Annotated in this window: 10 protein-coding genes; 9 read left to right on the top strand and 1 reads right to left on the bottom strand. The window is 44.3% G+C overall.

Going from position 1 to position 12,979, the window contains the following annotated elements:
- Positions 1 to 96 precede the first annotated feature (96 nt).
- Positions 97 to 738, bottom strand: a complete 642-nt coding sequence (locus tag EKM67_RS03395) for a hypothetical protein (protein ID WP_125577308.1) — start codon at positions 736 to 738, stop codon at positions 97 to 99.
- Between the two features lie 382 nt (positions 739 to 1,120).
- Here EKM67_RS03395 and EKM67_RS03390 point away from each other — a divergent pair, with 382 nt between their 5' ends.
- The 9 genes from EKM67_RS03390 to ligA all read left to right on the top strand — a co-directional run bounded on the left by EKM67_RS03390 (position 1,121) and on the right by ligA (position 12,978).
- Positions 1,121 to 1,321, top strand: a complete 201-nt coding sequence (locus EKM67_RS03390; protein ID WP_054777370.1) for a cold-shock protein — start codon at positions 1,121 to 1,123, stop codon at positions 1,319 to 1,321.
- An 85-nt stretch (positions 1,322 to 1,406) separates the two neighbouring features.
- On the top strand, positions 1,407 to 1,898 hold the full coding sequence (locus EKM67_RS03385) for a GNAT family N-acetyltransferase (RefSeq protein ID WP_125577307.1): 492 nt from the start codon (positions 1,407 to 1,409) through the stop codon (positions 1,896 to 1,898).
- A gap of 31 nt (positions 1,899 to 1,929) precedes the next feature.
- Positions 1,930 to 2,610: a glycoside hydrolase family 73 protein gene (locus tag EKM67_RS03380; protein WP_225417298.1), complete on the top strand. Its 681-nt coding sequence runs from the start codon at positions 1,930 to 1,932 to the stop codon at positions 2,608 to 2,610.
- A gap of 248 nt (positions 2,611 to 2,858) precedes the next feature.
- Positions 2,859 to 3,437, top strand: coding sequence for a xanthine phosphoribosyltransferase (locus EKM67_RS03375; protein ID WP_125577305.1), 579 nt, complete (start codon positions 2,859 to 2,861; stop codon positions 3,435 to 3,437).
- 57 nt (positions 3,438 to 3,494) lie between these two features.
- Positions 3,495 to 4,811 carry a nucleobase:cation symporter-2 family protein gene (locus EKM67_RS03370; protein ID WP_225417297.1) on the top strand — a complete coding sequence of 439 codons (1,317 nt, stop codon included), beginning with the start codon at positions 3,495 to 3,497 and terminating at the stop codon, positions 4,809 to 4,811.
- 123 nt (positions 4,812 to 4,934) lie between these two features.
- Positions 4,935 to 6,056, top strand: coding sequence for an ATP-grasp domain-containing protein (locus EKM67_RS03365; protein WP_125577303.1), 1,122 nt, complete (start codon positions 4,935 to 4,937; stop codon positions 6,054 to 6,056).
- An 11-nt stretch (positions 6,057 to 6,067) separates the two neighbouring features.
- Positions 6,068 to 7,363, top strand: coding sequence for an adenylosuccinate lyase (gene purB / locus EKM67_RS03360; protein ID WP_125577301.1), 1,296 nt, complete (start codon positions 6,068 to 6,070; stop codon positions 7,361 to 7,363).
- Between the two features lie 1,280 nt (positions 7,364 to 8,643).
- Complete coding sequence (gene pcrA / locus EKM67_RS03355; protein ID WP_125577299.1) at positions 8,644 to 10,887, top strand: DNA helicase PcrA; 2,244 nt, start codon at positions 8,644 to 8,646, stop codon at positions 10,885 to 10,887.
- Between the two features lie 54 nt (positions 10,888 to 10,941).
- Positions 10,942 to 12,978: an NAD-dependent DNA ligase LigA gene (gene ligA, locus EKM67_RS03350; RefSeq protein ID WP_125577297.1), complete on the top strand. Its 2,037-nt coding sequence runs from the start codon at positions 10,942 to 10,944 to the stop codon at positions 12,976 to 12,978.
- The last annotated feature ends 1 nt before the right edge of the window (position 12,979 follow it).

Below are 12,979 nucleotides of genomic sequence, written 5' to 3'. Positions count from 1 at the left end.
TATTTGACCATACAAAAAGTGCCTCACAATCATTAGACTGTTTGTCTAACAATTATGAAGCACTTCAGAAATCGATAGACAGGTGTGAGGGCTTTTTTATTTGACCGCGGTCAATAATTCTTCGGCTCGGCTCAGACTTGAATTTAAATTGACTTGATAAATTTCTAACTCTTGGCTGACTGCGCCTAAATATTGATTGCTTTGCGAGATGAGCACGTTTAATTCGTCGCTGTCATCATTGATCAAATCGGGTGCACTCTTGAAAAGTTCGGTCTGATCTTTCTGATAGGCCTCCATAAATTTCTCGAGGCTTTCGTGATCTAACTGAATAATGTGCAAGCTTTGATTGAGTTTGAGAATGGCACTGTTAGGCAAATTGCTGACTTTTTGCGCAGCCGTGTCTTTTAGGCGGGTGTTAATGCTGGCGAGTTTTTTAAGATTGTCCTGACTAGTTTGATAACTTGTTGTGGCCGTTTGATTCAGTTGATAGACACGACTGTTTTTGTCGGTCAATAAATTGGTGTTCGGCGATTTCTTTTGAGCTTGGGGGAGCTGTTGCTGTAATTTCTCGTAAGCCGTATTGATCGATTCTAGCTGAGTTCGTTGCGATTTCAACAGTGTAATGATCTCCGTTGTGTTCGTCTTGAGTTCGGTTTTATTGTTGATCGGTTGTCGACAACCGGATAGGAGTGCCAGTCCTAGAATCAGTAGGAGCGCTATTCGCTTTGGTTTCATCATTATTTCTCCCCATTTGTGTTGTCTCAACTTAAGATAGCATATTCTGAGGCCAAGATAAAGCGCCAACATAATTGTAGCTAGGGGAATTCAAGCACTTTTAAAATTGGTGCTCAGAGAACATGAGCTTATAAAGGCTGAGTGTGCAGGCTTTGGCTAGTTAGTCTGCCAGAATTGCGAAAATTGACGTGTGGGAGATTGACGCCGATTTAAAAATAAATTAACTAAAGTGAAGAAACGCTTGTCTTTAACTTGTGTTAATGGTAATATAATAGTTGTAGTTTTTGAATGGTATTGATTCGATTGTTCGCATAGACTTTCTTCCATTAGTACCACCAGAATTACAAACAAATTTTTTTATGCACTTAGAGGAGGAAATGTTCTCATGGAACACGGCACAGTTAAATGGTTTAACGCAGAAAAAGGTTACGGTTTTGTTACTCGCGAAGATGGTAGCGATGTATTCGTACATTTCTCAGCTATCCAAGGCGACGGCTACAAGACTCTCGAAGAGGGCCAAGCAGTTACTTTCGATATCGAAGAAAGCGATCGCGGACCACAAGCTGTTAACGTTAACAAAGACTAATTTAAATTAGTTGATAACAGTTTTTTGGATCGACATTTATGTCGATCCTTTTTTGATATCACGATTTATCAACGAGGTGAATAAGATGAACTTCATCAAAGCAATGACACCCGAGCTGAGTCTCTGGTCACTCACACCAGAAGAGGCGCGCGAGAATTTGGCCGACTTGCTCTTTCTAGCAGACGAGTCTTGGCAAATGATCGATAAATATTTGGCGAAGACTGAAATTTGGGCGTTAAAAAGCAAAACCGACTTTGTGGCTAGCATTGCCGTTGAGCCCAAAACAAATCAACAATGGGAAATCATGAACCTTGCCGTCGATCCAAGATTTCAAGGGCACGGATTAGGAAGCCGATTGATCAAAATTGTGAGCGATGCTGCACGTGCCACCGATCAAAAAGAGTTGTTGGTGGGCACGGGTGATGCGTCCATCTCGAATCTCAGTTTCTACTTACATAATGGCTTTCGTTTTGCGCAGATCCGGTTTCATTTTTTTGATCAATATTCTGAACCGATTGAAGAGAATGGAATTCAATTACGTGATATGATTGTTCTAAATAAAAGACTGACGGATTAATATTTTAGTTTTCGGGAGAGGGGGCACAAGTTTGGCAACACGACGCAGGAAAAAAACGACCAGTTCACGCCGATCTTATTCATCTTCATCGAGCAATCGCCGTTATCGCCACGAGATGACTAACTTAGGACTGATTTTTTTAGCGATCATTATTAGTGCAGTCTTGATGTTGGTCATGGTCGAACATCAACAAGCTGTTGTTAAAGAACACGCGGCTGCAACTGCGTCGTCCCAAACGGCCGTTGTGAATCATAAACGCGAATTCATCAATAAAATTGCGCCAGAGGCAATTAAGCTTCGCGACACCTACCAGATCCTACCCAGCATTACGATCGCTCAGGCAATCTTAGAAAGCGACTGGGGGGACAGTCAGCTGACGACCAAATATAATAACTTGTTCGGTGTTAAGGGTGACAGCCCAGACAACACGAAACAAATGACGACTCAAGAATATATTGATGGTAAGTGGCAAACCGTGACCGCGCGTTTCCGCGCCTATCCCTCCTATGACGCCTCATTGTTAGAACATGCCCAGCTGTTTCACAAAGGAACTTCTTGGAATCCAGAACAATACGAACATTTCTTAGCCGCAGACAATTACCAAGCCGCCGCCCAAGCACTACAAACAGACGGCTACGCAACAGACCCAGGCTACGCAACCAAATTGATCAATCTAATCGAACAGTACGACTTGAACACGTACGATAAATAAATTAAAAAATATCGACCAGTCACAGAGTCTTTGCACACACTGAACTAAAGCAACAACCCGAATGAGACGAAAACTCGAGTTCCCCGCAAACCAAACTAGCAAAGGGTCTTTGCGCACGCTGAACTAAAGCCACAAACCGAATGAGACGAAAATTCCAGTCCAATCAAAAAAGTCCTAACAAGCTACAGCGATTTGTCAGTACACCCTGATTATGCTATGTTAAGGTAAATAAATTGTGGAGGCCAGTTATGCAACAGTTAGAAGAAAAAATTAGAACCGAAGGTCAAGTGCTTGGCGATGACGTTCTGAAAGTTGACAATTTTTTGAATCATCAGATCGATCCCGAGTTGATGTATGCCATGGGGCAGGAATTTTATCGGTTATTTCAATCGAAAAAAATCACAAAAATATTAACTGTTGAATCTTCTGGAATCGCACCGGCAGTCATGGCGGGCTTGATTTTCAAAGTGCCCGTTGTATTTGCGCGCAAGCATAAGTCGTTAACGCTGAAAGACAATCTCTACACGGCAACCGTTTATTCGTTTACGAAAAAAGTCAGCAACGAAATTTCGATTTCTAAGAAATTCCTCGATGCAGATGATCATGTGTTGATCATCGATGATTTTTTAGCAAATGGTCAGGCAGTTCAAGGCTTAATGGAAATCATCGATGCCGCAAATGCCACACTCGAAGGCGTCGGCATTGTCATCGAGAAGACGTTCCAGAAAGGGCGTCAATTACTGGATGAAAAAGGCGTTCAAGTTGAATCATTGGCGCGGATCAAGGCTTTTGAAAACGGCCAGGTTGTTTTCGTCGACGATAAATAAGCCATTTGTCGCTTTAAGGATAAAATTTTTTGAGTTTTAAACTAGGGGGAATTGTTCGTGGCGCAATCTACAGCACCAATTTCTAATCCAAAAGCTGCGGTTCTTGGCCTGCAGCATTTATTAGCCATGTATTCAGGCTCAGTCTTGGTGCCATTATTGATCGGTGGTGCTTTAGGGTTCTCTGCAAAGCAACTGACTTATTTAGTCTCGATCGATATTTTTATGTGTGGATTAGCCACGTTTTTGCAATTAAAAAGTAATCGATTCATGGGGATCGGGCTGCCCGTCGTTCTAGGTTGTGCCGTGCAAGCTATCGAACCGTTGAAGATGATCGGCAAGAATTATAGTATTGGCGCGATGTATGGCTCGATCATGGTCGCCGGTTTAGTTGTGATCCTCATTTCCGGTTGGTTTGCTAAAATTAAGAAATTATTCCCACCCGTCGTTACTGGTTCACTGATCACGGTCATTGGCTTGACCCTGATTCCTGTGGCGGTCGGTAATCTTGGTGGCGGTGATGGTGCAAAAGATTTCGGAGATCCTAAATATTTATTAGTGGGATTTTTGACCATCGTGATCATCCTGGCAATTAATGGATGGGGTCACGGATTTTTCAGATCGATCGCCGTTTTAGTTGGCCTCGTCGTCGGTACACTTATCGCTGGAATGATGGGCATGGTTTCCTTGAAGCCGGTTATCGAAGCAAGTTGGTTCCATTTTCCCCAGCCGTTTTATTTTGGCACACCTAAGTTTGAAGCTGCGCCGATCGTGACCATGATTATTATTTCGTTGGTCTCCATGGTCGAATCAACGGGCGTGTATTTTGCACTCGGTGATATCGTGGATCGTCCGATCGAAGAAGCAGATCTTAAAAAAGGGTACCGCGCTGAAGGACTCGCCATTATTCTTGGGGGTCTGTTTAATACGTTCCCTTATACCGCTTTTTCGCAAAATGTTGGTCTCGTTCAGATGTCTGGGATCAAAACCCGTAAACCAATTTATTTCGCGGCCGGTTTTCTAGTGTTATTAGGCTTGTTGCCTAAAGCTGGCGCGTTGGCGACGATCATCCCGACGCCAGTCCTTGGTGGGGCAATGTTGGTGATGTTCGGCATGGTGGCTGTTCAAGGGATCCGCATGTTGCAGGCGGTTGATTTCTCTAGTGATCAGAATTTGTTGATCGTGGCGACTTCGATCGGCGCTGGCTTAGGCGTGACTGTCAAACCTGAAATCTTCGGTGCACTTCCAGAACAAGCTAAGTTATTTTTGCAGAACGGAATAGTCGTTGCCAGTTTAATTGCTGTGCTTTTGAATCTACTATTTGCTACAATAGGAAACAATGATCATCAACTCGATGGCAGGATCATTAAGAAATAAAACAGCGACGGATAACGAATGAAAGCTTTTTTCATTGCCAGTACTTAGTTTTCTTTTTGCGTCACCTGATGATTTAAACTTTAAATATTATTTCTGCAACTAATAAGTTAGAAGGTTATTTTGATGAGTTTTGTGTATCCACGTTCTTATATCGGCATCATCGGTGGCGGACAGAATGGTTGGAACTTAGCTGTTGCTGCTCACAAATTAGGATTTTGGGTCAATATATTGGTTCAAAATGTCAATGACTTAGCCGCCAAAGCTGCGGATCAGGTCATCGTTGGTTCGATCGACGATGTTAATTTGTTGCGCCGACTTGCGGCTGGCAGTCAGATCGTCCTTTATGCGAGTGAACATGTCAGCGTCAATGCAATCACGGAAGCACAGATTGCTGCAAAACTACCGCAAGGAACCGAACTGCTCACGATCACGCAAGATCGATACTTAGAAAAAGCTTTTCTAGAAGCACACAATATTAATATTCCGCCCTATGCGATGGTCGTTTCATTAGACGACATTCGTAATGTGATCGATTCGATCGGTTATCCATGTGTTTTGAAGCCAATTCAAAAGGGATTAACCAATCAGTCACACTACTTACTCGAGGAACCCGATGATTTACGCAAACTGGCGAGTCGAATGGCGGATGGCAGTTATATTTTGGAATCATGGATCTCCGATGTTAAACAATACTCGATCATGGTCAGCAAAGATCGTAGTGGCTATGTCCAAGCCTTTCCAGCACTAGAAACAATTTATCGCGACGGTGATTTTCATGGTGCGATCGCTCACCAAAAAAACGATCCAGAAGTCATGGACGAAATCAAGCGTGTGGCAGTTCAGATCGCGGATAATATTCATTATCAAGGATTGCTTGGTGTGACCTTCTTAGAAACAAAATCGGGGCTTCTTTTTGTAAACCGGATTTATCCGGGAACGTATCAGGCTGCCGATCTTTACGCTAGCGTCACGAATTTTTCTCAATACGAGTTACATTTACGCGCATTATCAGAGTGGCCTGTGCCTAACTTATGGTTCCGTCAGGAAGGCGCGTTGATTGCGTTACCTGCTAGTTTGGAACCGCAAGTTTTCGCTCAAATTCAAAAAAGAGCCAATTGGCAGTTTACATTTTGGCCAGTTGTTCAACAAGATGGCCATTATGAGCCAGTCTTGGGAGAAGCAACCATTGTCGCAAGTGATTATCAAAGCCTAGTCGAATTATTAAGCGGTACCGAATTGTGGTAGGAGAGTGAAATATGTTAGAGCGATATAGCCGACCAGAAATGCAGCAGGTTTGGAGCGTTCAGAATCAATATCAATCTTGGCTCGAAGTGGAAATTTTAGCCAGTGAAGCTTGGGCACAATTAGGGGAAGTCCCAGTTGCGGATGCGAAAAAAATTCGCGAAAACGCCAGCTTTACCGTTGAACGCGTTCAAGAATTAGAACAAATTACGAAACACGATGTGGTTGCTTTCACACGGACAGTTTCTGAATCATTAGGTGCCGAGCGCAAGTGGATCCACTTTGGGTTAACTTCTACCGATGTCGTCGATACCGCTCAAGGCTACCGTTTGAAGCAAGCCAACGAAATTTTGCGTGCAGATCTCGAAACACTTTTAGCAACAGTCAAAAAACGCGCGCTTGAATTTAAGGATACGGTGATGATCGGCCGCACTCACGGCGTTCATGCGGAACCAACGACGTTCGGATTAGTCTTGGCAACTTGGTATGCTGAATTGAAACGCGACATCGAACGTTTCGACCACGCTGCTGCAGGAGTTGAAGCCGGAAAAATCAGTGGCGCAGTGGGCACATTTGCCAATGTCCCCACCGAAATTGAGGCGTATGTCACCGCGAAACTTGGAATTCGCGCGCAAGATATTTCGACGCAAGTTTTACCGCGCGATTTGCATGCAGAATATATTTCGACAATCGCCTTGATCGCCACTTCGATTGAACGATTCGCGTTAGAAATTCGTCATTTACAGCGGACAGAAGTGCATGAAGTCGAAGAACAATTTGCTGCCGGACAAAAAGGCTCATCGGCGATGCCACACAAACGTAATCCAATCGGTTCAGAAAATTTGACCGGGATCGCGCGGGTGATTCGTGGCTACCAAACGCCAGCATTGGAAGATGTTGGCTTATGGCATGAACGCGATATTTCGCATAGCTCGACAGAACGCATTATTTTGCCGGACGCGACAACTTTATTGGATTATCAACTGTCCCGATTTAATCGGTTGTTGACCAATCTGGGTGTTTTTCCAGAGCGCATGTTGAAAAACTTGAACCTGACCCACGGCTTGATCTTTAGTCAGCGCGTCTTATTGAAACTGGTTGAAAGTGGCTTGAGTCGCGAAACCGCTTATGATTTGGTGCAGCCGAAAACTGCCGCTGCTTGGGATCAGGGTGCGGATTTCAAAACGTTATTGGCCACAGATTCGCAAGTGATGAGTCACTTGACACAGGCCCAGTTGGATGAAGCTTTCGATTATCGTTGGCATTTGCGGCGTGTGGATGAAATCTTTGATCGTTTAGGTTTGAAATAATTGAATTAGTTGTTGAGAAAGCTTGGAAAATTCCGGGCTTTTTTTGTTGGTTGCTGTGTCTGAGTTTTGAGTGGCTAAAAACCACAGTGATTGTGGGTAAGGGCAGCTTGAATTTGCTCCAGAGAATGAACAGCTCACTTGTGGGGACGGCTTCAGGATTTTGGAAGCCCACCAAAATTCTTCCGCCTAAATTTGGAGCCCTTGCCAAAACCGCAAGATCTCCGAATTTCCCATGCTCTAAGCGACGATGGTTCTGTCGCTAAGAGCATTATCACAGTGTGCTGTTCATTCTCTTCCGCAAATTCTGTGGATCTATTCTGGTGAGCGGATTTGGATTCTGAATTGTATTCTGACCTAGTTAGAAAATATTTGGCTTGTGCGTGATTGCGGTTTGAATTTGCTCCAGAGAATGAACAGCTCACTCGTGGGGACGGCTGCAGGATTTCCAAAGTACGGAAATTCTTCCGCCTAAATTTGGAGCTCTTGCAAAACCGGCAAGATCTCCGAATTTCCCATGCTCTAAGCGACGGTGAACCATATCGCTAAGACCATTATCACAGTGTGCTGTTCATTCTCTTCCGCAAATTCTGTGGTCCATTCTAGCAAACAGATTTAGATTCTGACCTGGGTTTTCTACCTTACGAATCTTTTCTGAGCAACATAAATATTTAGTGGCAAAATATCCAACGTGATTATATTTCCAGCAACAAAGCGATCGGCGTTGAAATCAAATCCTTCCGCCCAAACCCAGTTCTTCCCAGTTCACCACTAAACTAATTCCAGTTTAGGTCGTGGCTGCGTGGGGCAAGTGACGACACTGTGAAACTGGTGTTGCGACAGGGCCATCGTCGCTTACAGCAGGGGCGCATTTCGAGATTTTTCTCAGAGCGGGTTTGGCGATTGAGAAAAAGCTCGAAATCGAGGTGGAAGACTTTTCCCCGAACTTTGGGAAAAGCCTGGAACCGTCCCCACAGTAGTCTGTCACTTGCCCCACGCAGCCGCGACCGAAGGTAGAGCAGCAACACACACTGATTTCAACCCATCTTTCTTCGCAGCATAATTGCGCTCGAAATCACTGTCAGTTCCGCTTAACTTGACTCATACTCAAATTTAAAAACAAATTTGAGTATGAGTCAGGTTAATGCTCACTGCCAACCCGTGATCTCTCGCAGCTTTATTTTTTTAAGTCAATGCTAAGTCTTGGGAATATCTTAGGCTTAGTGGTCAATATTTGGTATAATAAGAACTTGAATAGCAGTGGATTTTGAAAGGATGGCAACATGGCGACTACTTTATTACAGGGACTCAATGACAAGCAAGCAGAGGCAGTTTTGCAGACGGAAGGGCCGCTGTTGATCATGGCCGGCGCTGGTTCGGGTAAGACGCGGGTGTTAACGCATCGTGTGGCTTACTTGATTCAAGAAAAAGGCGTGATGCCTTGGCAGATTTTGGCAATTACATTTACAAATAAAGCTGCTAAAGAAATGCGCGAACGGATCGGTAAACTTCTTGCTGAAGATGCCAATGATGTTTGGGTGTCGACTTTTCATGCGCTTTGTGTGCGGATCTTGCGCCGTGAGTGCGAAAAGATTGGGTATGCGAAGTCATTTACCATTGCCGACCCTTCGGAACAATTAACTTTAGTTAAACGAATTTTACGTCAACTTAATTTAGATCCTAAAAAATATGAGCCCAAAGCAATATTAGGGGCGATCAGTAGCGCTAAAAATGATTTATTGACCCCAGAACAGTTTGAACAAAATGCGGGGCAAGGTTTCGACGAGATTGTCAGCAAGGTCTACAAAATTTATCAGCAGTCATTGCAGCGCGACCAAGTTTTCGATTTCGATGATTTGATCATGCAAACGATTCGTTTATTTCACACCAGCGATGAGACGCTGGCCTTTTATCAGCGCAAGTTTCGTTACATTCATGTGGATGAATATCAGGATACCAACGAAGCTCAGTATCAACTCGTGAAGTTATTGGGCGCGGGTTATCGCAATGTTTGTGTAGTCGGTGATGCCGATCAGAGTATTTACGGCTGGCGTGGTGCGAACATGGATAACATCATGAATTTTGAGAAGGATTATCCTCACGCCAAGATGATTATGTTGGAGCAAAATTATCGCTCGACGAAAAATATTTTGACGGCTGCCAATGCGGTGATCAACAATAATAATTATCGTAAGCCTAAAGAATTATGGACCGACAATCCCGCCGGCACTCAAATTGGTTATTATCGTGCTCAAAGTGAGGTCGACGAGGCCGATTTTGTCGCAACTAAAATTAAAGATAGTGTGCAAGATCATACTCAAAATTATGGTGATTTTGCAATTTTGTACCGGACCAATGCACAATCACGTTCGATCGAGTCCCGCTTGGTACAACGACATGTGCCTTATAAGATTCTTGGCGGACATAAATTCTACGATCGCAAAGAAATTAAAGACGTCATGGCCTATTTGCGGCTTGTGGCTAATCCCGATGATTCGATGAGCTTCAATCGGATCATTAACGAGCCTAAACGCGGATTGGGTACAGGCACGATCACTAAATTGCAAGAGTTTGCGGACGAGCATGATTGGTCGCTGTTGTCGGCTGCGCGCAATTCCGATTTGTCGGCGTTGGCAGCAAGACCACGGACTAGTTTGCTTGATTTTGCTCAGATGATTTATGATTTGAACGCGCAACGCAACGAATTGTCGATCACCGAATTAACCGAAGCCCTTTTAGATAAAAGTGGTTATCAACATCAATTTGAAATTCAAAAAACGCTGGAAGCCGAGACGCGCGTGGAGAACTTGGCTGAATTCTTGACGGTTACCAAACAGTTTGACGACACTTATGAACCAGAAGACGAAACTAGTGATCAACTGACTGATTTCATTTCTGAATTAGCTTTGGTTTCTGATCAGGATGATTTGGAAGATGATGTTCAACAAGTTACCATGATGACTTTACACGCTGCTAAAGGATTGGAATTTCCAGTTGTCTTTCTAGTGGGAATGGAAGAAGGTATTTTCCCATTGTCACGGGCGTTATTGGAAGATGATGCCTTAGAAGAAGAGCGTCGATTAGCTTATGTCGGCATCACGCGTGCAGAGAAGCAATTATACATTACGAATACTTATTCGCGTATGTTATACGGACGCTCACAGAGTAATCCACCGTCACGTTTTATTAGCGAGATCAATCCAGAAGTTCTAGAAGACGAAAATCCAACTGCATCATCTTATCCTTTTGACCAAGCTAGCTCTGGCACAAAAGGTCGCCAATTCCATCGGGCGCAATCGACGACTTATCAAGAATCGCATGCTGCCGTTAAAGCCAGCGGATCCGTTGGTGCAGAAAAACAAGCTTGGCAAGTCGGCGACAAAGTCGAACACCGCAAGTGGGGTAAAGGAACGGTGGTTCAAGTCAGCAATAGCTCTGCTGACACGGAATTAACCATAGCCTTTCCAGAAGTCGGCATCAAGAATTTAATGGCCGCATTTGCACCAATCAGCAAAGTTACTGACTAATATTGATATTGGAATTAGATAATTTTCATAACCGTCGATCAAAGGAGTGGTGTCATTTTGGAAAAACCTATTTCAGATTATTCGCATGAAGAGGCCGCTGCCGTAATTGGCGGTCTGCGCGCACAGCTCATTCAATACGCTCAAGCTTACTACACGGCGGATGCTCCGGTGGTTGAGGATTCGGTTTATGATGCCCAGTATCGGGATCTGCAACTGTTGGAACAAGCTTTTCCAGATTTGGTCACACCGGATTCGCCGACACAACAAGTTGGCGGAGCGGTTTTATCAGATTTCACTAAGATCATTCATGAGATTCCGATGCTATCAATGGGCGACGTCTTTTCGGAAGCAGAGTTGGCACAATTCGACCAGCGAATCGTTGCCGCAATTGATCAACCCAGTGAATACAGCGTGGAATTAAAGATTGATGGCTTGGCGATTTCATTGCGTTATGAGCAGGGAAAGTTAGTCGAAGGTTCGACGCGTGGTAATGGAACGATCGGTGAAGATGTGACTGATAATCTGCGCACGATCCAGACCATTCCGCAGCAATTAGCCGAACCAATCGATCTTGAGGTGCGTGGTGAATGTTACATGCCTAAAGTTTCGTTTGAAAAATTAAACGAAGCGCGCGACCGGGAAGGATTACCCGTATTTGCCAATCCCCGCAACGCAGCAGCAGGTAGTTTACGCCAGCTCGATTCAAAAGTAACGGCGCAACGACAACTGGATACCTTGATGTATACGATCGTGAACGCGCAACAATATGGCATCACGACGCAAGCCCAAGCTCTGACACAACTCCAGGATTGGGGCTTTCATGTGACACCGGGTTCGATTGTTGCACAAGATTTAGAAACCGTGCACGATTTTATCGATCAATCGGTGAAGCAACGTGATCAACTTCCGTATGGAATTGATGGTGTGGTGCTAAAAGTAAATGATCTTAATCTTCAACAAAAATTAGGCAATACGGTCAAAGTGCCACGCTGGGAAATTGCTTATAAATTCCCACCAGAAGAGGCTGAAACCATCGTTCGTGATATTGAATGGACAGTTGGGCGGACTGGAGTTGTCACACCAACTGTGGTCATGGATCCCGTTCAATTGGCCGGCACCACGGTAGCTCGAGCAACGCTGCATAATGCCGATATGTTGCAAGATAAAGATGTTCGGCTGCTGGATACGGTCAAGCTTCATAAGGCTGGCGATATTATTCCCGAAGTTTCCGAAGTGGTCTTGAGTAAACGGCCAACAGATAGCGTGGTTTATCAGATTCCAACGCAATGTCCATCATGTGGCGCTGATTTAGTCCATTTGGAGGATGAAGTCGCGCTGCGTTGTATCAATCCAATGTGTCCTGCACAAGTTAAAGAAGGGCTCACGCATTTTGCCTCACGTAATGCGATGGATATTGATGGTATGGGGCCCAAGATTATCGGGCAACTATATGATCGCCAGCTGGTCAAAGACGTGGCGGATCTTTATGGATTGACTGCGGCTGATTTGGCGCAACTGGATAAGTTTAAAGAGAAGTCGATCAATAATTTATTGACGGCGATCCGTAATTCGAAAAATAATTCTGCGGAACGGTTGCTTTTCGGCTTGGGAATTCGTAATGTGGGGGCTAAAGCAGCTCGATTATTGTTAGCACATTTTGGCAATCTAACCAAGTTAATGGCGGCCGATCCTGAAGAAATCAGTGAGATCAAAACAATTGGTCAAACGATCGTCGATAGTTTACAAGCCTATTTTGCCAATGAACAAATGCAAGAATTAATTCAAGAATTGGCGGATGCCGGTGTTAATCTCGATTATTTAGGCCCTGTTGAAACTGAAGCGACACCAGATAATTATTTCAAGGATAAAACGGTCGTTCTGACCGGTAAGCTGAATGACTTTACGCGTCCAGAATTAACCGAACGTTTAACAGAATTAGGTGCCAAGGTCACAGGTTCGGTTTCCAAAAAGACAGACCTGCTGATTGCCGGCGAGGACGCGGGTAGTAAATTGACGAAAGCACAGTCACTCTCGATCCAAATCATCGACGAAGCGACTGCCAAGCAATACCTTAATGAGGTGAAAGAATGAA

Source organism: Lapidilactobacillus mulanensis, assembly GCF_003946215.1.
Classification (GTDB): Bacteria; Bacillota; Bacilli; order Lactobacillales; family Lactobacillaceae; genus Lapidilactobacillus; species Lapidilactobacillus mulanensis.
Note: the sequence above shows the minus strand (reverse complement) of the source record. Positions and strands in the feature narration are given on the sequence as shown.

Excerpts from the sequence above, each read along its gene's own strand:
- EKM67_RS03375 (WP_125577305.1), top strand. The coding sequence starts at position 2,859 with ATGCAACAGTTAGAAGAAAAAATTAGAACCGAAGGTCAAGTGCTTGGC.
- purB (WP_125577301.1), top strand. The coding sequence starts at position 6,068 with ATGTTAGAGCGATATAGCCGACCAGAAATGCAGCAGGTTTGGAGCGTT.
- EKM67_RS03390 (WP_054777370.1), top strand. The coding sequence starts at position 1,121 with ATGGAACACGGCACAGTTAAATGGTTTAACGCAGAAAAAGGTTACGGT.
- EKM67_RS03395 (WP_125577308.1), bottom strand. The coding sequence starts at position 738 with ATGATGAAACCAAAGCGAATAGCGCTCCTACTGATTCTAGGACTGGCA.
- EKM67_RS03365 (WP_125577303.1), top strand. The coding sequence starts at position 4,935 with ATGAGTTTTGTGTATCCACGTTCTTATATCGGCATCATCGGTGGCGGA.
- EKM67_RS03385 (WP_125577307.1), top strand. The coding sequence starts at position 1,407 with ATGAACTTCATCAAAGCAATGACACCCGAGCTGAGTCTCTGGTCACTC.
- pcrA (WP_125577299.1), top strand. The coding sequence starts at position 8,644 with ATGGCGACTACTTTATTACAGGGACTCAATGACAAGCAAGCAGAGGCA.